The sequence below is a fragment of the Pantoea sp. C2G6 genome (genome assembly GCF_051336815.1).
Taxonomy (GTDB): Bacteria; Pseudomonadota; Gammaproteobacteria; order Enterobacterales; family Enterobacteriaceae; genus Pantoea.
The window spans coordinates 498,332-516,594 of the sequence record NZ_JBGMNJ010000001.1; the positions used below are offsets into that span (position 1 = coordinate 498,332).

The following is an 18,263-nucleotide window of genomic DNA, read 5'->3' on the forward strand; positions in this document are numbered from 1 at the left end:
GGGCAGGTTATCCAATGAAATTCAGTGAACTCTGGTTACGCGAATGGGTAAATCCAGCCCTGGACAGCGCCGCGCTGTCTGAACAGATCACCATGGCCGGTCTGGAAGTGGACGGGGTTGATCCTGTCGCTGGCGCGTTCCACGGCGTGGTGGTTGGCGAAGTGGTGGAGTGCGGTCAGCACCCTAACGCAGACAAACTGCGCGTCACCAAAATCAACGTCGGCGGCGACCGCCTGCTGGATATTGTCTGCGGCGCGCCAAACTGCCGTCAGGGACTGAAGGTGGCCGTGGCCACCGTCGGCGCCGTGCTGCCAGGCGACTTTAAAATCAAAGCGGCCAAACTGCGCGGCGAGCCGTCGGAAGGGATGCTCTGCTCGTTCTCCGAGCTGGGGATTTCTGACGACCATAACGGCATTATTGAGCTGCCTGCCGATGCGCCGGTCGGCACCGATATTCGCGCTTATCTGCAACTCGATGACAACACCATTGAGATCAGCGTCACGCCTAACCGCGCCGACTGCCTGGGCCTGATCGGCATCGCCCGCGATGTCGCGGTGCTGAACAGTCTGCCGCTGAACGCGCCCGAGATCCTGCCGGTTGCCGCCACCCTGAGCGACACCTTCCCGATTCAGGTTGAGGCCATCGAAGCCTGTCCGCGCTATCTGGGCCGCGTAGTGAAAGGGGTGAACGTCACTGCCGCGACGCCACTCTGGATGAAAGAGAAACTGCGCCGCTGCGGGATCCGCTCCATCGACCCGGTAGTCGATATTACCAACTACGTTCTGCTGGAGCTGGGTCAGCCGATGCACGCCTTTGACCTCGACCGCATTGATGGCGGGATCGTGGTGCGCATGGCGAAAGAGGGTGAAAAGCTGACGTTGCTGGATGGAACCGAAGCGAGCCTGCAAAGCGACACCTTAGTGATTGCCGATCACCACAAAGCGCTGGCGATGGCCGGTATCTTTGGTGGCGAACACTCGGGCGTGAACGGCGAAACGCAGAACATCCTGTTCGAATGCGCTTACTTCGATCCGCTGGCGATTACCGGACGCGCGCGTCGTCACGGTCTGCACACCGACGCTTCACACCGCTATGAGCGTGGCGTTGATCCGGCGCTGCAACACCGCGCGCTGGAGCGTGCTACCCAGCTGCTGCTGGCGATCTGCGGCGGGGAAGCGGGTCCGATCATCGACCAGACTCATCAGGCGGCGCTGCCAGTACCGGCGACCATTACCCTGCGCCGTGAAAAGCTGGACCGTCTGATTGGCCACGTGATTGCCGATGAGCAGGTAACGGATATTCTGACGCGGCTGGGCTGTCAGGTCACTGTCTCTGAGGGGCAGTGGCAGGCGGTCGCACCGAGCTGGCGCTTTGATATGGCGATTGAGGAAGATCTGGTCGAGGAAGTCGCGCGCGTCTACGGCTATAACAACATTCCTGACGTGCCGGTTCAGGCGGGTCTGATCATGACCCGTCATCGTGAAGCGGATCTGTCACTGAAGCGCGCTAAAAACCTGCTGGTGGATAAAGGCTATCAGGAGGCGATTACCTACAGCTTCGTCGACCCGAAGGTTCAGCAGCTGCTGCATCCGGGTGAAGAGGCGCTGCTGCTGCCAAGCCCGATCTCCAGCGATATGTCGACCATGCGGTTGTCGCTCTGGACCGGTCTGCTCAGTGCGGTGGCCTACAACCAGAACCGTCAACAGAGCCGGGTGCGTCTGTTTGAGAGCGGCCTGCGCTTTGTACCGGATACCCAGGCGGATTTGGGCATTCGTCAGGATCTTATGCTGGCTGGCGTCATCAGTGGCAACCGGGTTGAAGAGCACTGGGATCTGGCGCGTCAGGCGGTTGACTTCTATGATTTAAAAGGCGATTTAGAGTCGCTGCTCGATTTAACCGGTAAACTGGATGAGATCAGCTTCCGCGCTGAAGCTAATCCGGCGTTGCATCCAGGACAGAGCGCGGCCATTTATCTGCACGATGAACCGATCGGATTTATCGGCGTGGTTCATCCTGAGCTGGAACGTAAGCTGGATCTCAACGGCCGCACCTTAGTCTTTGAACTGCTTTGGAATAAGGTCGCAGACCGCGTCCTGCCTGATGCGCGGGAGATTTCCCGCTTCCCGGCGAACCGTCGTGATATTGCCGTTGTGGTGGCTGAAAACGTCCCCGCAGCAGATATCATCGCAGAGTGTAAGAAAGTTGGCGTAAATCAGGTAGTTGGCGTAAACTTGTTTGACGTGTACCGCGGTAAGGGCGTTTCTGAGGGCTTTAAGAGCCTCGCAATCAGCCTGATTTTGCAGGATACCAGCCGGACACTCGAAGAAGAGGAGATTGCCGCGACCGTTGGCAAATGCGTTGCGGCATTAAAAGAGCGATTCCAGGCAACCTTGAGGGATTGAACCTATGGCGCTTACAAAAGCTGAGATGTCAGAGTACCTGTTTGAGAAACTCGGGCTGAGCAAACGCGATGCCAAAGAGTTAGTAGAGCTGTTTTTCGAAGAGGTACGTCGCGCTTTGGAAAATGGAGAACAGGTAAAACTGTCTGGGTTTGGTAATTTTGACCTGCGTGACAAGAACCAGCGTCCTGGCAGAAACCCGAAAACGGGGGAAGATATTCCGATTACTGCGCGTCGCGTAGTAACGTTCCGCCCAGGGCAGAAGCTGAAAAGCCGCGTAGAGAACGCCACACCCAAAGAGACTGACTGAATTTCAGCGTTTCAAAAAGGCCGCGCAAGCGGCCTTTTTTCATCCTCTCACCGGCTAAGCGGCCAGCCACTCTCACTACGGGCCTGAACCGCCTCACCGTCAGCCTTTCTTTTTTTTGCAATCCCTCTACAATCAAATCTCTGTTTTCTCAGCCAATCCTGCTTATGTTTCTGCCAGACCAGCTCGCTTATCAGGCCGATCGCCGCGGCCAGAAATGGCTTATTGCGTTAGCTATGGTGCTGCTTGCGCTGCTCTGTCTCAGCCTGTGCGCCGGTGACAGCTGGATCGCGCCTTCTCACTGGTTCACCACTAACGGCAAACTCTTTGTCTGGCAACTGCGGCTGCCGCGCAGCCTGGCGGTGGTGCTGGTCGGGGCGTCGCTGGCGGTGTGCGGGGTAGTGATGCAGGCGCTGTTTACCAATCCGCTGGCGGAGCCGGGGCTGCTCGGTGTCTCCAACGGTGCCGGTATCGGGCTGGTGCTTGGGGTGCTGCTTGGCAGCGGCTCATTCTGGAGCCTCGGGCTGGCGGCGATGGCCGGTGCGCTGATTATCACGCTGATCCTGCTGCATTTCGCCCATCGGCAGCTCTCCATCACCCGGCTGTTACTGACCGGGGTGGCATTGGGGATTATCTGTAGCGCCATGATGACCTGGGCGGTCTACTTCAGCACCAGTCTGGATTTACGCCAGCTGATGTACTGGATGATGGGCGGATTCAGCGGTATAGACTGGCGCTACGGCTGGATGATGCTGGCGCTGCTGCCGGTGATGCTGGGCCTGCTCGCCACCGGTGAACAACTGAATCTGCTGGCACTGGGAGAAACCTCTGCCCGGCAGCTTGGCCTGTCACTCTTCTACTGGCGCAACCTGCTGGTGCTGGCGATGGGCTGGCTGGTGGGCATCAGCGTGGCGATGGCCGGGGCGATCGGCTTTGTCGGGCTGGTCATTCCTCATCTGCTGCGTCTGAGCGGCATCAGCGATCACCGTTATCTGCTGCCCGCCTCGGCGCTGGCCGGCGCCGGTGTGCTGTTAGCGGCGGATGTCGTTGCACGGCTGGCGCTGACCGCAGCGGAATTACCGATAGGGGTGGTGACCGCGACACTGGGCGCGCCACTGTTTATTCTTTTACTGGTGAAATCTTCGCGCTAGCTTCGGCTGGCTACTCTGCATCCACAACAGCATTCACAACAGGAAAACGCATGAACATTTTTCAGACTGAACTGGTTACGCTCGATGGGGAAAAAACCACGCTGTCACAGTGGCAGGGCAACGTGCTGCTGGTGGTCAACGTCGCCTCGAAATGTGGTCTGACGCCACAATATGAAGAGCTGGAGAACCTGCAAAAAGCCTGGCAGGATCAGGGCTTCAGCGTGCTCGGCTTTCCCTGCAATCAGTTTCTTGAGCAGGAGCCAGGCAGCAGTGAGGAGATCAAAACCTTCTGTAGCACCACCTATGGGGTGACCTTCCCGATGTTCGCCAAAACCGAGGTGAATGGCGAAGGGCGTCATCCGCTCTATACACAGCTGATTGCGGCCCGGCCCGAGGCGGTGCGGCCGGAAGGCAGCGGCTTTTACGAGCGGATGGAGAGTAAAGGTCGCGCGCCGAAAGCGCCGGGGGATATTCTGTGGAACTTTGAAAAATTCCTTATCGGCCGCGATGGTAGCGTGATCCAGCGGTTCGCACCCGATATGACACCGGAAGACCCGATCATTCTGGAAACCATTAAGCAGGCGCTGGCGAAATAGATGTTGCTGCGGCTGGAGCAGGTGGCCGTCCCCGGACGGCTGCTGCCGCTGACCGCGGCGCTGGCCGCCGGTCAGTTGCTGCACATCGCCGGGCCGAACGGCGCAGGCAAAAGCACGCTGCTCAGCGCGATCGCCGGGTTACAGCCGGCGCAGGGCAGCGTGATGCTGGATGGGCGACCGCTGGCGCAGTGGAGTGGCAGGGCGCTGGCTGGCGTACGCGGCTGGCTGCCGCAGCAGCAGGCGGCACTGAGCCCGATGCCGGTCTGGCACTATTTACGGCTGCATCTCCGTTCCGCCGGGGCGCAGGCAGAGACACGGCTCAGCACGCTGCTGCATCGGCTGCAACTGCATGACAAATTGACCCGTTCGCTGAGCCAGCTTTCCGGTGGAGAATGGCAGCGGGTCAGACTGGCCGCGGTTTGCGCGCAGGTGGACCCGCAGATCAACGCACAGGGGCGGCTGCTGATCCTTGATGAGCCTTTCAGCGCGCTGGATATTGCCCAGCAGAAGGCGGCAGACGATCTGCTTGCGGAACTCTGTGCGGCGGGGATCGGCGTTATCGCCAGCAGCCATGACCTCAACCACTCGCTACAGCAGGCCGATCGCGTCTGGCTGATGGGGCAGGGGCAATTGATCGCCCAGGGCACAGCGGCGGAGGTGCTGACCCCGCAGCGATTGTCACCGCTTTATCAGGTGACGTTCCGGCAACTGGTGCTGGAAGGGCACAGGCTGCTGACGGTATTGCCCTGAGGCTTGCTACCCGGCGGGCTTTACCGCTACATTAAGCCGGTTGCAACTTCTGATAAGGACATTTGGCGATGCGTCTGGGTTTGCTGATTTTGATTCTGCTGCTGACGGGATGCAGTCATCATGCGCCGCCGATTAATGGCCGTCTTTCTGACTCGATCACCGTGATTGCAGAACTGAACGATCAGCTGGGTCACTGGCGGGGCACGCCCTATCGCTACGGCGGCATGAGTCGTCGCGGTGTCGACTGCTCCGGCTTTGTCTATCTGACCTTCCGCGACAAATTCGCCCTTCAGCTGCCACGCACCACTTCGGCGCAGAGTGACATCGGCACGCGCATCAGCAAAGATGAGCTGCTGCCCGGCGACCTGGTCTTCTTTAAAACCGGCCGGGGAGAGAACGGTCTGCATGTCGGCATTTATGATAGCGATAACGCCTTTATTCATGCCTCCACCAGTCAGGGCGTGATCCGCTCTTCGCTGGACAATGTTTACTGGCGCAAAGTGTTCTGGCAGGCACGCCGTATTTAATCAGCGCCAGCGATAAACAGACTTAAGTCCAATTTTAAATAGAGCGAACGGAGCAGGGTGAAGTTTTATTTTAAATGACAGTTATCAAAGGGGATTCTATTAATCCTGTTGATGTCCGATTTAATTCCACTAATAACCGTAGTTTTGCCAGCCTTATTTGGCTTAAGCGTGAGGTTCAGCGGTCAAACGGCGGTGGAAGGGCAAAGAAGTCCATCTCATCAATGATTTGGCCCTATTGCCTGCGACTATCCAATCCTATACGATAGCCCCATCGCCGCATATTCTGGCATCAAAATGAAAATTCATCTGTCGGCCGACTATCAGTCGGAAATCTGGTTTTATCCTGTCTGTGACGTTGATGGACGGTTAACGGCTGTGGAGCTGGTCACGCAGTTTGTGCACGACAGCGCCCCCATTACGCTGCCGCAGGATCTCCTGCTGCCACAGATCGATGAGTCGCAGCAGCTGCGCCTGTTACAAAGTCAGGTCGGTTTGCTGGAGCAGTACCGCGCGCTATTTGAAAGGCATTCGGTATTAGCCTTTATTCGCCTTGATGATGGCATGGCCAGAACCCTGCTGACCAGCGAACTGCTGATGCGTAAAATAAAGCAGCTGCCGTTCATCATGCTGAATATCACTGAAACGTTTCCGCAACTCAGACGCGGCAGAAATAATCCGTTGCTGGCGAGCCTGGCGGCTGAATTTAATTTATCACTGTCCCATTTTGGTGCCGGGAAATCTCCGGCTAATGCGGTCTACGATAATTTATTTAACTGCATCTGCCTTGATAAAGATTTTATTCATGCGCTGGCAAAGCGGGCCTCTTTCGCGCCCTTTATTCAGAGTATTATCGACAATTTCCGTCCCCACTGCGATCGCATCATTATTTGTGGTATCGATGATGAAGCGCTGCTGGATAAAGCGGGCCAGCTGACCGGCGTCGATTTCCAGGGCGCGCTCTTCCCGGTGGTCAAATCTGACGCGCTCCATTCGCTGCTCTGTGCCGACAATCGTGTGCCCTCTTCACAGCAGCCGGGCTGATGAGACCTGTTTAATCCCTGAATCAGCGTTACACTGAAGGTTTTGGCTAACCGACGTATCGCTGAGCGTCGCAAGGGAGCAACAATGTCCTCAGGCAAGGTATCTTTTGACAACACCTGGTTCCGTGAACTGACCGGGTGCTACAGCGCGCTGAATCCTGCGCCGCTGGCAGGCGGACGCCTGCTCTACCACAACGCGCCACTGGCGGCCTCTATGGGGCTGGAAAGCGCGCTTTTCGCCGGTGACGGCCACCCGGTCTGGCACGGCGCGGCGCTGCTGCCTGGCATGCAACCGCTGGCGCAGGTTTACAGTGGTCATCAGTTTGGCGTCTGGGCCGGTCAGCTGGGGGACGGGCGCGGCATTCTGCTGGGTGAGCAGCGGCTCGATGATGGCAGTAAACTGGACTGGCATCTGAAGGGCGCGGGCCTGACACCCTATTCACGTATGGGCGACGGTCGCGCGGTGATCCGTTCCAGCGTGCGCGAATTTCTCGCCTCAGAAGCGCTGCACCATCTGGGCATCCCTACCACGCGCGCGCTGACGCTGTCGATTGGCGATGAGCCGGTCTATCGTGAAACCACAGAGCGCGGCGCGATGCTGATGCGCATTTCCCCCAGTCACTTACGCTTCGGTCACTTTGAACACTTCTTTTACGGTCAGCAGCAGGAGAAGGTGCAGCAGCTGGCCGACTATGCCATCCGCCATCACTGGCCGCATCTGGACGGGGAAGCGGACCGCTATCAGCTCTGGTTCACCGACATTGTGTTACGCACCGCCCGCCTGATTGCGCTGTGGCAGAGCGTCGGCTTCGCCCACGGCGTGATGAACACCGATAATATGTCGATTCTTGGCCTGACCCTCGACTATGGCCCGTTTGGTTTTCTCGATGACTATCAGCCCGACTACATCTGTAATCACAGTGACTACCAGGGGCGCTACAGTTTCGAAAATCAGCCGATGATCGGGCTATGGAATCTTAACCGGCTGGCGCATGCGCTGTCGGGGCTGCTGACCACGGAGCAACTGCGCACGGCTCTGAGTGCCTACGAACCTGAGCTGATGCGGGTGTGGGGCGAACGGATGCGGGCGAAACTCGGCCTGCTGACGGCGGAGAGCGATGACAATGCGATCCTGACCGAACTGCTGACGTTAATGACCCAGGAGCACAGCGACTACACCCTGACATTCCGGCTGCTGAGTGAGACGCAGCAGAGTGAAACCCGTTCGCCACTGCGTGATGAATTTATCGACCGCGAGGCGTTCGACCGCTGGTATCAGCGCTATCGCAACCGGCTGTTGCAGGAGCAGGTCAGCGATGAGGCGCGTCAGACCCTGATGAAAGCCGCCAATCCGGCGCTGGTTCTGCGTAACTATCTGGCGCAGCAGGCGATTGAAGAGGCGGAGCGGGGAGAGCAGGGCGCACTGGCCCGCCTGCATCAGGCGTTACAGCAGCCCTTCAGCGATCTGACCGCCGCTGAGTATCGTCAGCGGCCGCCAGAGTGGGGCAAAACCTTAGAGGTCAGCTGCTCCAGCTGATTTAAAAGCGATGAGAGACCGCCCCGGCCAGCAGCGCGAGCACCGCTTCGCTATCCTGCCAGCCGAGGCAGGGATCGGTAATCGACTGGCCGTAGACCAGCGGTTCGCCGCTGACCACTTTCTGGTTGCCCTCTTGCAGGAAGCTCTCAATCATCACCCCGGCAACGGCGCGCGACCCCGATTTAATCTGCTTAGCCACATCCGCCGCCACATCAAGCTGGCGGCGATGCTGCTTCAGGCAGTTGCCGTGGCTGAAGTCGATCACCAGCTGTTGTGGCAGATTAAACTCCGCCAGACTCTCCGCCGCCGCGTTCACGTCGCGGGCATGGTAGTTGGGCTCTTTTCCGCCGCGCAGGATCACATGGCCATGCGGGTTGCCGCTGGTCTGATAGATGGTCATCTGGCCCTGCTTATCGGGCGAGAGGAACATATGGCTGGCGCGCGCGGCGCGGATCGCATCCACGGCGATACGCACATTGCCATCGGTGCCGTTTTTAAAGCCCACCGGGCAGGAGAGCGCCGAGGCCATTTCGCGGTGGATCTGGCTTTCGGTGGTGCGTGCGCCAATCGCGCCCCAGCTGATCAGGTCAGCAATAAACTGACCTATCACCATATCCAGAAATTCGGTGGCGGTGGGTAAGCCCAGCGCATTGATGTCGATCAGCAACTGGCGGGCAATACCGATGCCGCGGTTCACATCATAGCTGCCGTCGAGATCGGGATCGGAGATCAGACCTTTCCAGCCCACCACGGTGCGCGGCTTCTCAAAGTAGGCGCGCATCACAATTTCCAGCCGATCCTGATAGCGACTGCGTAAGTCGTTCAGGCGCGCTGCATACTCCAGCGCCGCTTTGGGGTCGTGCAGTGAGCAGGGGCCAATCACCACCAGCAGGCGGGGATCTTCACCGGTCAGGATACGGGCAATACGTTTACGGGCGGCGGTGACGTTGTCAGCGATCGCCGCCGAAACAGGATGCTCAGCCGCCAGGCTGGCAGGGGTAATCAGACTGGCAATGCGTGCGGTACGCAGTTCGTCGGTTTTGTTCATGAGTTTCTCGAAACGGGTTCTTCGCAGCGGTGAAATACCGGGAAGTGATGGTGGTCACAATAAACCATTAGCCTGCGAATTCAACCCGGAATTCAATAATGAAATCAAAACCGACGGCAGCGGTACTTTACATTACGCAGCGGGATCGGTGCTCAGTACATGCGGCGCGTCAGTCCCATAATGTCGAGGATCTTGGTAGCGATCTCCTCCACCGAATAGTTGGTGCTGTTGAGATAGCGAATCTGGTGGGTGCGGAACAGCGCTTCCACTTCACCCACCTCCAGCCGGCACTGACGCATCGAGGCGTAACGGGTATTTTCCGCCCGCTCCTGCCGAATCGCCGCCAGCCGTTCAGGATCGATCGTCAGTCCGAACAGCTTATGCTGATGGGCGCGCAGCGCAGGCGGCAATTTGAGGTTATCCATATCATCGGCGATAAACGGGTAGTTGGCGGCGCGGATACCAAACTGCATCGCCAGATAGAGGCTGGTGGGCGTTTTGCCACAGCGCGAGACGCCCAGCAGGATCACCTGGGCATCTTCCAGGCCACGCAGTGAAATGCCGTCGTCATGCGCCAGGGTGTAATCGATCGCCGCAATGCGCGCATCATATTTGCCGAGGTTGCTGGCGTCCAGGCCGTGGGTACGGTGCGCGACCGGCGCGGGCGATAAGCCCAGCTCCTGTTGCAGCGGTGCCACCAGCGCCTGCACGATGTCCTGACAAAACCCCTCGCTCTGCACGATGATGTCGCGCACTTCCGGGGTGACGATGGAGAAGAAGACCAGCGGCCGCACGCCGCTCTGCTGATAGAGCGCGTTAATCTGCGCTTTAACCGCCTGTGCCCGCTGCACATTTTCCACAAAGGGCAGCGTCAGGCTGGTGATATTCACCGGAAACTGCGACAGCACCGCATGACCCAGCACTTCGGCGGTAATCGCCGTCCCATCGGAAATATAAAATACGCTTCTGTCAGTCGTCATGACCCAATCCGTCTCAGCAAGGGGGAGCGACCAGCATGAGCCATGCCCGGCGATAAATCATCTCTGTTTTTATTTTTCGGAATGCAGATCTGAATTATGACGCCGTTTTTAGTGCTACGCTGAAAAATGAAAAGGCGTTTCGTTCTCTCATCTTCTTTTTTATCTTCGCCAGCGCGTTAATAGCCCGCCCGTTTGTTGCGCAACAAAAAACAATTATTAAGTGGCTGAAAAATGGCGATTTGCTGCTGCATCAATCAGTTAGCGGAAAATAGTGGTTTTGCGCAACAGGCATAAAGCGCCTGCGCAATTCTGAAACTGCGGCTGAAAATCTGCTTTAACGATTCAACACGTCGTTATTCAGGGAAGGGTATGCCAGGGTGAAGAGGTTAATTACCGATGCGTCACTCTGACCATTCATTGATAAAGGATAAGTTCAATGTCCAATACAGGCGAACAGCCGCTGGTGCTCTGGTATAACCAGCTGGGTATGCATGATGTTGATCGCGTGGGGGGCAAAAATGCCTCGCTGGGTGAAATGATTACTAATCTGTCGTCGCTCGGGGTCTCTGTGCCCAATGGATTTGCGACCACATCCTATGCGTTTAATCTTTTCCTCGATCAAAGCGGGCTGAACCAGCGCATTTATGCCTTGCTGGATAACACCGATATTGATGATGTTGATGCGCTGGCCAAGGCCGGTAAGCAGATTCGCCAGTGGGTGGTGGAGACGCCGTTCCTGCCGGAACTGGAATCGGCGATTCTGGAGGCCTACCAGCAGCTCTCCGCCGATGATGATGCCGCCTCCTTTGCGGTGCGTTCGTCAGCCACCGCGGAAGATATGCCCGACGCCTCGTTTGCCGGGCAGCAGGAGACCTTCCTGAATGTGCAGGGCATCGAGGCGGTGATGGTGGCGGTGAAGCATGTCTTTGCCTCGCTGTTTAATGACCGGGCGATCTCTTACCGCGTGCATCAGGGCTACGACCACCGTGGCGTGGCGCTCTCTGCCGGTATTCAGCGCATGGTGCGCTCCGATCTGGCCGCCTCGGGTGTGATGTTCACCATTGATACCGAGTCTGGTTTTGATCAGGTGGTCTTTATTACCGCCGCGCTGGGGCTGGGCGAAATGGTGGTGCAGGGTGCCGTTAACCCGGATGAATTCTATGTCCACAAGCCGACGCTGGCGGCCGATCGCCCGGCGATTGTGCGACGCAACATGGGCTCGAAGAAGGTCCGCATGGTCTATGCGGCGTCACAGCAGCATGGCGAACAGGTGCGGATTGAGGATGTTCCTGAGGCGGAACGCGATCGTTTTTGCCTGAGCGACGATGAGGTTCAGGCGCTGGCGAAGCAGGCGGTGCTGATTGAGCAGCACTATCAGCGGCCAATGGACATCGAGTGGGCGAAAGATGGACATACCGGCAAACTCTTTATTGTCCAGGCGCGTCCCGAAACGGTGCGTTCAAACGGGCAGGTGATGGAGCGCTACACGCTACAGGGCCAGGGCAACGTGGTAGTGGAAGGGCGCGCTATCGGCCATCGTATCGGCGCGGGCGTGGTGAAAGTGATCCACGACATCAGCGAAATGAACCGGATTGAAAAAGGCGATGTGCTGGTGACTGACATGACCGACCCGGACTGGGAGCCGATCATGAAAAAAGCGTCAGCGATTGTCACCAATCGGGGCGGGCGAACCTGTCACGCCGCTATTATTGCGCGTGAGCTGGGGATCCCCGCCGTGGTGGGCTGTGGCGACGCCACCGATCGGCTGAAAGAGGGGCACAGCGTGACGGTCTCCTGCGCCGAAGGCGATACCGGCTATGTCTATGATCAGCAGCTCGACTTTGATGTCACCAGTTCGCAGGTCGATTCACTGCCTGAACTGCCCCTGAAAATTATGATGAACGTCGGCAACCCCGACCGCGCCTTTGATTTCGCCTGTCTGCCTAACGAAGGGGTAGGCCTGGCGCGGCTGGAATTTATCATTAACCGGATGATTGGGGTGCATCCAAAAGCGTTGCTGGAGTTTGATCAGCAGACGCCGGAATTGCAGCAGCAGATCCGCAAAATGATGAAAGGCTTCGACGATCCGGTGGAGTTCTACATCGGACGGCTGACCGAGGGGATTGCCACCCTTGGGGCGGCATTTGCGCCGAAACGGGTAATTGTGCGACTTTCCGACTTTAAAACTAACGAATACGCTAACCTGGTGGGCGGTGAACGCTACGAGCCGGAAGAGGAGAACCCGATGCTGGGCTTCCGCGGGGCCGGTCGCTATGTGGCTGACAGCTTCCGTGACTGTTTCGCCCTGGAGTGTGAAGCGGTGAAGCGGGTGCGTAATGAGATGGGCCTCACTAACGTGGAGATTATGATCCCGTTTGTGCGAACCGTGGATCAGGCGCAGGCGGTGGTGGAAGAGCTGGCGCGTCAGGGGCTGAAACGCGGCGAGAACGGGCTGAAAGTGATCATGATGTGTGAAATCCCGTCGAATGCGCTGCTGGCAGAGCAGTTCCTGCAATATTTTGATGGCTTCTCCATCGGTTCTAATGACATGACCCAGCTGACGCTGGGACTGGATCGCGACTCTGGGGTGGTCTCGGCGCTGTTTGATGAGCGTAACGAAGCGGTCAAAGCGCTGCTTTCAATGGCGATCCGGGCGGCGAAGCAGCAGGGGAAATATGTCGGCATCTGTGGTCAGGGGCCGTCCGATCACCAGGATTTCGCCGCCTGGCTGATGGAGGAGGGGATCGACAGCCTTTCCCTGAACCCGGACACCGTGGTGGAAACCTGGGTCACTCTGGCGCAGCTAAATAAAACGGCCTGAAGACGGGTAAACCGGGAGGCGGTGGGTGTTGCTGCCACGGATGGCGCGCTGAGCCAGATAAGCGGGCACGGCCAGCAGTAATAAAAGGTTCAGATCCAGCGTGTAATCAATAACAACAGGCCAGCTTTGCTGGCCTTTTCTGTGTCTGTCTGGCCAGCGTCAGGCAAAAAAAAAGCCCATCACAGGGGATGGGCAAAGACTACACACAGCAATTCTTTACTCTACTCAGGGGGAAGAAGGTTGTTTAGAAATCAGTAGGTTGATTTCGAACATAGGAAATATGTTATTCAGATGGCTGGCTGGCGTCTTTAAGAATCCTCTTATTAGTTTAAAGCCGATAATCTTTTGTCACCTTTTCCCTGCCATTTGGCTTAAGAAACAGTGCAGAAAATAATCTTTTTTAGCCCTGTATGGTCTGTTTCGGGCTAAAGATGGCTTTTTTCTTAAAATTCATTAATGAAAAACAAAAATTGCGTGACATCAGATAAGGGGTGCGGTTAATCATCATTAACCGCACTAATCATTGCTGACGCAACAGTGAGACGCTGAACGTTAATGGCTGGGATCAGGGACGGGGAAAGGTCTCTTCATGGTCGGCGAGCGCATCGGCTACCGCCTGCGCGTCACTGTCTGGCGCCGGGGCTTCATGGACCCAGACCGAAACCAGACGATAAGAGACCGCCAGCACCACCGGGCCGATAAACAGACCAATCATTCCGAAGGCGACCAGCCCGCCAATCACGCCAGAGAGGATCAGGATCATCGGCAGATCGGCACCCATGCGAATCAGCATCGGGCGCAGAACGTTATCCAGCGTGCCGACCACACAGCTCCAGACCAGCAGCACCGTGCCCCAGGTGGTGTCGCCACTCCAGTAGAGATAGATAATGGCGGGCACCAGCACCAGCAGCGGTCCAATCTGCACCAGACAGCAGAGGATCATCAGCACGGTTAACAGCGTGGCGTAGGGGATGCCGGAGATGGCCAGACCGATGCCGCCCAGCACGCCCTGTACCAGCGCGGTGACCACCACGCCAAGCGCCACGGCGCGAATCGACTGCGCAGCCAGCAGCACCGCCGCGTCCCCGCGCCGGCCAGCCATGCGGAACGCGAAGTGACGAATGCCCTGGGCCGCCTGTTCGCCCCGCCAGTAGAGCAGTACGCTGAACAGCAGCATCACCGCCAGATGGATCATAAAGCGGCCAAAATGCCCGGCCTGGGCCACAAAAAAGCCGGTCGTGCGGCCAATGTAGGGCTGAATTTTCGCCATGATGCCGGAGCCGCCGCCCGCGACCAGCTTATCGTAGCTGGCATAGAGCTTCTCACCGACCATCGGCACATCATTAAGCCACAACAGCTGTGGCATCAGGTGTCCCTGCGAGACCCAGGCGATCACCGGCGCGCTGTTATCGATCAGGCTGCTGACCAGCAGGGCGATCGGGATAATAAACAGCAGCAGCAACAGCAATGTCATTACGATAACCGCCAGTGAACGGCGTCCCCACAGCAGACGCTGAAACTTCAGCATCAGTGGCCAGGTGGCGATCACCACCATGCTGGCCCAGGCAAAGCCCAGAATAAAGGGCTGCACCACCCACAGACAGGCGATGATAAGGAGCAGAATAAACATCAGGGTAAAGAGAATTTGCGGTAGATCCATGTCCCGGTACTGGCTTTTCATCATTGACTCATAACCTCGTCTTAATCCTTCATTTTCGGGCATTCGGATGCCCGTTTTTATCATGATCTATTTGCTGCGGATTAAACAGAGCTGGCGGGAAAGGTTTTTGTCTCAGCAGGCGTAACATCGGTGGCTGCCGCGGCGCGACCCCGGAACAAAACGGCAACAGAGACGAGTGGAAACGCCGGTCTGGGCCGCAATGGCGCCTTAACGGCGCAGCCTTGCCGCACATTGCCGCGGCAAGCCCGTTCAGATTCCCTGTCTGAAAAAAGGGCAGGCGCTGAAAAAATATGATAAAACGAGAAATCGCTCACGCATAAACGCAAACGTTTACAACACCTTCGGTCAGACAATCATGATCCCACAGATTTCGCAGGCACCGGGCCTGGTTCAGCTGGTGCTGACATTCCTTGAGTCGCTGAAGCAGCAGGGTTTTACCGGCGACATGGCGACCAGCTATGCTGATCGTCTCTCACTCTCCACCGATAACAGCATCTATCAGCTGCTGCCCGATGCCGCGCTGTTTCCGCGCTCAACCGCTGACGTGGCGCTGATCGCCCGCGTGGCCGGTGAAGCCCGTTTTGCCACGCTGGTATTTACCCCGCGCGGCGGCGGCACCGGCACCAACGGTCAGTCGCTGAATCAGGGCATTGTGGTGGATATGTCCCGCTACATGAACCGCATTCTGGAGATTAATACCGACGAGGGCTGGGTGCGGGTCGAAGCGGGCGTGATTAAAGATCAGCTTAACGCCTGGCTGAAACCCTATGGCTTCTTCTTCTCGCCCGAGCTGTCGACCAGTAACCGCGCCACGCTGGGCGGCATGATCAATACCGATGCCTCCGGCCAGGGGTCGCTGGTCTATGGCAAAACCTCCGATCACGTGCTCGGCCTGCGCGCCGTGCTGCTGGGCGGTGAGATCCTCGATACCCGGCCGATGGCGACCGCGCTGGCTGAAACCCTGGCGCAGACCGCGACACCGGAAGGGCGCATCTATCAGCAGGTGCTGGAGCGCTGCCGCGAGCAGCGTGCGCTGATCCTGGAAAAGTTCCCCCGGCTGAACCGCTTCCTGACCGGCTACGATCTGCGTCATGTGTTCAGCGACGATATGCAAACCTTTGACCTGACGCGGCTGCTGTGTGGCGCTGAAGGCACCCTGGCCTTTATTACTGAAGCCCGGCTCGATATTACGCCGCTTCCCAAGGTAAGACGGCTGGTAAACATCAAGTATGACTCCTTTGACTCCGCGCTGCGCAACGCGCCCTTTATGGTCGAGGCGCAGGCGCTGTCGGTAGAGACCGTCGACTCGAAAGTGCTGAACCTGGCGCGTGAAGATATTGTCTGGCACTCGGTGCGCGAGCTGATCGCCGACGTACCGGATAAAGAGATGCAGGGCCTGAACATCGTGGAGTTCGCCGGTGACAACGCGGCGCTGATTGAACAGCAGATCGCACGGTTATGCGAGCGTCTTGACACCCTGATGGCCGCAGAGCAGGGCGGCGTTATCGGTTATCAGCTCTGTGACGATCTGCAAGGCATTGAGCGCATCTATAACATGCGTAAAAAAGCGGTCGGGCTGCTGGGTAACGCCAAAGGGCGCGCCAAACCGATTCCGTTTGTGGAAGATACCGCCGTGCCGCCAGAGAAGCTGGCGGATTACATTGTCGAATTTCGTCAGCTACTCGACAGCCACGGGCTGAGTTATGGCATGTTCGGCCATGTTGACGCTGGCGTGCTGCACGTGCGTCCGGCGCTGGATATGTGCGATCCGCAGCAGGAGATGATGATGAAGCAGATCTCCGACCAGGTGGTGGCGCTCACGGCGCGCTACGGCGGTCTGCTGTGGGGCGAACATGGCAAAGGGTTCCGCGCCCAGTACAGCCCGGATTTCTTCGGTGAGACGCTGTTTAATGAACTGCGCCGGATTAAGGCCGCCTTCGATCCGCTCAACCGGCTGAACCCTGGCAAGATCTGCACCCCGTTTAACCGTGATGACGAAATGATGCAGGTCGACGCGGTGAAGCGTGGCACCTGGGATCGACAGATCCCGCTTACGGTGCGGGATGAGTGGCGCGGCGCGATGGAGTGTAATGGCAACGGGCTCTGCTTTAACTTTGATGCCCGCAGTCCGATGTGTCCTTCAATGAAGATTACCCGCAACCGCATCCACTCGCCGAAAGGGCGTGCGGCGCTGACGCGGGAGTGGCTGCGGCTGCTGGCCGGGCAGGGTGTCGATCCGCTGATGCTGGAAAAACAGCTGCCGGAAAATCGCCTGTCGCTGCGTGCCCTGATCGCCCGTACCCGCAACAGCTGGCACGCCAGCAAGGGCGAATATGATTTCTCCCATGAGGTCAAAGAGGCGATGTCAGGCTGCCTGGCGTGCAAAGCCTGTTCGACCCAGTGCCCGATTAAAATCGACGTGCCCGCTTTCCGTTCGCGCTTCTTACAGCTCTATCACACCCGCTATCTGCGTCCGGCCAGCGACCATCTGGTGGCTGCGGTCGAGAGTTACGCGCCACTGATGGCGAAAGCGCCAAAAGTGTTCAATTTCTTCCTGCGTCAGCCGTGGGTGAAAGAGTTAAGCAAAAAGCATATCGGCATGGTTGATCTGCCGCTGCTCTCCGCGCCCAACCTGAAACAGCAGCTCAGCGGCCATCCCGCCATGAATATGACGCTGGAGCAGCTCGAAAAGCTGCCCGCCGCGGAACGCGACGGCTATGTGCTGGTGGTGCAGGACCCCTTCACCAGTTTCTATGAAGCCCAGCTGGTCAGCGACTTTGTCAGGCTGATTGAGAAGCTGGGCTATCGTCCGGTGCTGCTGCCGTTCTCCCCGAACGGCAAAGCGCAGCATGTTAAAGGCTTCCTGCAACGCTTCGCGCGCACCGCCGCCCGCACCGCCGATTTCCTCAATCGGGTGGCGCAGCTGGAGATGCCGATGGTGGGGGTCGATCCAGCTACCGTTCTCTGCTACCGCGATGAGTATCGCCAGACGCTGGGTGAGGCGCGCGGAACCTTTAATGTGCTGCTGGTGCATGAATGGCTGGAGCGTGCGCTGGCCGGGCGTGAAGTACAGAGTACCAGCGGAGAAGCCTGGTATCTGTTTGCGCACTGTACCGAGGTGACTTCGCTGCCCTCCACGCCGAACCAGTGGCAGGCGATCTTTTCCCGCTTTGGCGCCAGGCTGGAGAATATCAGCGTCGGCTGCTGTGGCATGGCGGGCACCTACGGCCATGAGAGTCAAAACCTCGACAACTCGCTGGGGATCTACGCGCTCTCCTGGCATCCACAGCTTCAGCGCCTGCCGCGTCAGCGCTGTCTTGCGACCGGCTACTCCTGCCGCAGTCAGGTGAAGCGCATTGAAGGCAACGGCATGCGCCATCCGTTGCAGGCGTTGTTAACGCTGGTGTAAAAAAATTGTGCGCGACG

General features: G+C 58.0%; 13 protein-coding genes and 1 other RNA gene. 10 read left to right on the forward strand and 4 right to left on the reverse strand.

Going from position 1 to position 18,263, the window contains the following annotated elements; all coding sequences use genetic code 11:
* The first annotated feature begins 14 nt into the window (after positions 1–14).
* From pheT to ACCW71_RS02435, 8 genes are all read left to right on the forward strand, one after another.
* Positions 15–2,402, forward strand: a complete 2,388-nt coding sequence (pheT, locus tag ACCW71_RS02400; protein ID WP_436369393.1) for a phenylalanine--tRNA ligase subunit beta — start codon at positions 15–17, stop codon at positions 2,400–2,402.
* A 4-nt stretch (positions 2,403–2,406) separates the two neighbouring features.
* Complete coding sequence (gene ihfA, locus ACCW71_RS02405; protein ID WP_003853259.1) at positions 2,407–2,709, forward strand: integration host factor subunit alpha; 303 nt, start codon at positions 2,407–2,409, stop codon at positions 2,707–2,709.
* A 164-nt stretch (positions 2,710–2,873) separates the two neighbouring features.
* Positions 2,874–3,857, forward strand: a complete 984-nt coding sequence (gene btuC, locus ACCW71_RS02410; protein WP_436369395.1) for a vitamin B12 ABC transporter permease BtuC — start codon at positions 2,874–2,876, stop codon at positions 3,855–3,857.
* A gap of 50 nt (positions 3,858–3,907) precedes the next feature.
* Positions 3,908–4,453 carry a glutathione peroxidase gene (locus ACCW71_RS02415; protein ID WP_436369396.1) on the forward strand — a complete coding sequence of 182 codons (546 nt, stop codon included), beginning with the start codon at positions 3,908–3,910 and terminating at the stop codon, positions 4,451–4,453.
* Positions 4,454–5,203, forward strand: coding sequence for a vitamin B12 ABC transporter ATP-binding protein BtuD (btuD, locus tag ACCW71_RS02420; RefSeq protein WP_436369398.1), 750 nt, complete (start codon positions 4,454–4,456; stop codon positions 5,201–5,203).
* Between the two features lie 68 nt (positions 5,204–5,271).
* On the forward strand, positions 5,272–5,730 hold the full coding sequence (locus ACCW71_RS02425) for an NlpC/P60 family protein (RefSeq protein WP_436369400.1): 459 nt from the start codon (positions 5,272–5,274) through the stop codon (positions 5,728–5,730).
* Between the two features lie 294 nt (positions 5,731–6,024).
* Positions 6,025–6,771: an EAL domain-containing protein gene (locus ACCW71_RS02430; protein WP_436369401.1), complete on the forward strand. Its 747-nt coding sequence runs from the start codon at positions 6,025–6,027 to the stop codon at positions 6,769–6,771.
* Between the two features lie 84 nt (positions 6,772–6,855).
* A complete protein-coding gene (locus ACCW71_RS02435; RefSeq protein ID WP_436369402.1) occupies positions 6,856–8,307 on the forward strand; it encodes a protein adenylyltransferase SelO in 1,452 nt (483 codons plus the stop codon).
* Position 8,308: 1 nt separating this feature from the next.
* Here the strand turns inward: ACCW71_RS02435 and ACCW71_RS02440 are convergent, their stop codons facing one another.
* Both ACCW71_RS02440 and ppsR read right to left on the reverse strand, forming a co-directional pair.
* Complete coding sequence (locus tag ACCW71_RS02440) at positions 8,309–9,355, reverse strand: 3-deoxy-7-phosphoheptulonate synthase (RefSeq protein ID WP_436369403.1); 1,047 nt, start codon at positions 9,353–9,355, stop codon at positions 8,309–8,311.
* Positions 9,356–9,507: 152 nt separating this feature from the next.
* Positions 9,508–10,335 (reverse strand): posphoenolpyruvate synthetase regulatory kinase/phosphorylase PpsR, encoded by an 828-nt coding sequence (gene ppsR, locus ACCW71_RS02445; protein ID WP_031375700.1) that lies wholly within the window; start codon positions 10,333–10,335, stop codon positions 9,508–9,510.
* Between the two features lie 436 nt (positions 10,336–10,771).
* Here ppsR and ppsA point away from each other — a divergent pair, with 436 nt between their 5' ends.
* Entirely contained in the window at positions 10,772–13,156 is a 2,385-nt protein-coding gene (gene ppsA, locus ACCW71_RS02450; protein WP_436369404.1) for a phosphoenolpyruvate synthase, read from the forward strand.
* 164 nt (positions 13,157–13,320) lie between these two features.
* On the opposite strand, the gene rprA is transcribed toward ppsA, so the two are convergent.
* Both rprA and ydiK read right to left on the reverse strand, forming a co-directional pair.
* An RNA gene (gene rprA, locus ACCW71_RS02455) (antisense sRNA RprA) lies at positions 13,321–13,429 on the reverse strand.
* Between the two features lie 292 nt (positions 13,430–13,721).
* A complete protein-coding gene (gene ydiK / locus ACCW71_RS02460) occupies positions 13,722–14,840 on the reverse strand; it encodes an AI-2E family transporter YdiK (protein WP_436369405.1) in 1,119 nt (372 codons plus the stop codon).
* 352 nt (positions 14,841–15,192) lie between these two features.
* Between ydiK and ydiJ the strand changes: the two genes are divergently transcribed.
* Positions 15,193–18,246 (forward strand): D-2-hydroxyglutarate dehydrogenase YdiJ, encoded by a 3,054-nt coding sequence (gene ydiJ, locus ACCW71_RS02465; protein ID WP_436369406.1) that lies wholly within the window; start codon positions 15,193–15,195, stop codon positions 18,244–18,246.
* Positions 18,247–18,263 lie beyond the last annotated feature (17 nt).

Bases quoted from the DNA above. Each gene is read 5' to 3' on its own strand.
- ACCW71_RS02415 (WP_436369396.1), top strand. From the start codon at position 3,908: ATGAACATTTTTCAGACTGAACTGGTTACGCTCGATGGGGAAAAAACC.
- btuD (WP_436369398.1), top strand. From the start codon at position 4,454: ATGTTGCTGCGGCTGGAGCAGGTGGCCGTCCCCGGACGGCTGCTGCCG.
- ppsR (WP_031375700.1), bottom strand. From the start codon at position 10,335: ATGACGACTGACAGAAGCGTATTTTATATTTCCGATGGGACGGCGATT.
- ppsA (WP_436369404.1), top strand. From the start codon at position 10,772: ATGTCCAATACAGGCGAACAGCCGCTGGTGCTCTGGTATAACCAGCTG.
- ACCW71_RS02435 (WP_436369402.1), top strand. From the start codon at position 6,856: ATGTCCTCAGGCAAGGTATCTTTTGACAACACCTGGTTCCGTGAACTG.
- pheT (WP_436369393.1), top strand. From the start codon at position 15: ATGAAATTCAGTGAACTCTGGTTACGCGAATGGGTAAATCCAGCCCTG.
- ACCW71_RS02430 (WP_436369401.1), top strand. From the start codon at position 6,025: ATGAAAATTCATCTGTCGGCCGACTATCAGTCGGAAATCTGGTTTTAT.
- btuC (WP_436369395.1), top strand. From the start codon at position 2,874: ATGTTTCTGCCAGACCAGCTCGCTTATCAGGCCGATCGCCGCGGCCAG.
- ACCW71_RS02440 (WP_436369403.1), bottom strand. From the start codon at position 9,355: ATGAACAAAACCGACGAACTGCGTACCGCACGCATTGCCAGTCTGATT.
- ydiK (WP_436369405.1), bottom strand. From the start codon at position 14,840: ATGATGAAAAGCCAGTACCGGGACATGGATCTACCGCAAATTCTCTTT.
- ihfA (WP_003853259.1), top strand. From the start codon at position 2,407: ATGGCGCTTACAAAAGCTGAGATGTCAGAGTACCTGTTTGAGAAACTC.
- ydiJ (WP_436369406.1), top strand. From the start codon at position 15,193: ATGATCCCACAGATTTCGCAGGCACCGGGCCTGGTTCAGCTGGTGCTG.
- ACCW71_RS02425 (WP_436369400.1), top strand. From the start codon at position 5,272: ATGCGTCTGGGTTTGCTGATTTTGATTCTGCTGCTGACGGGATGCAGT.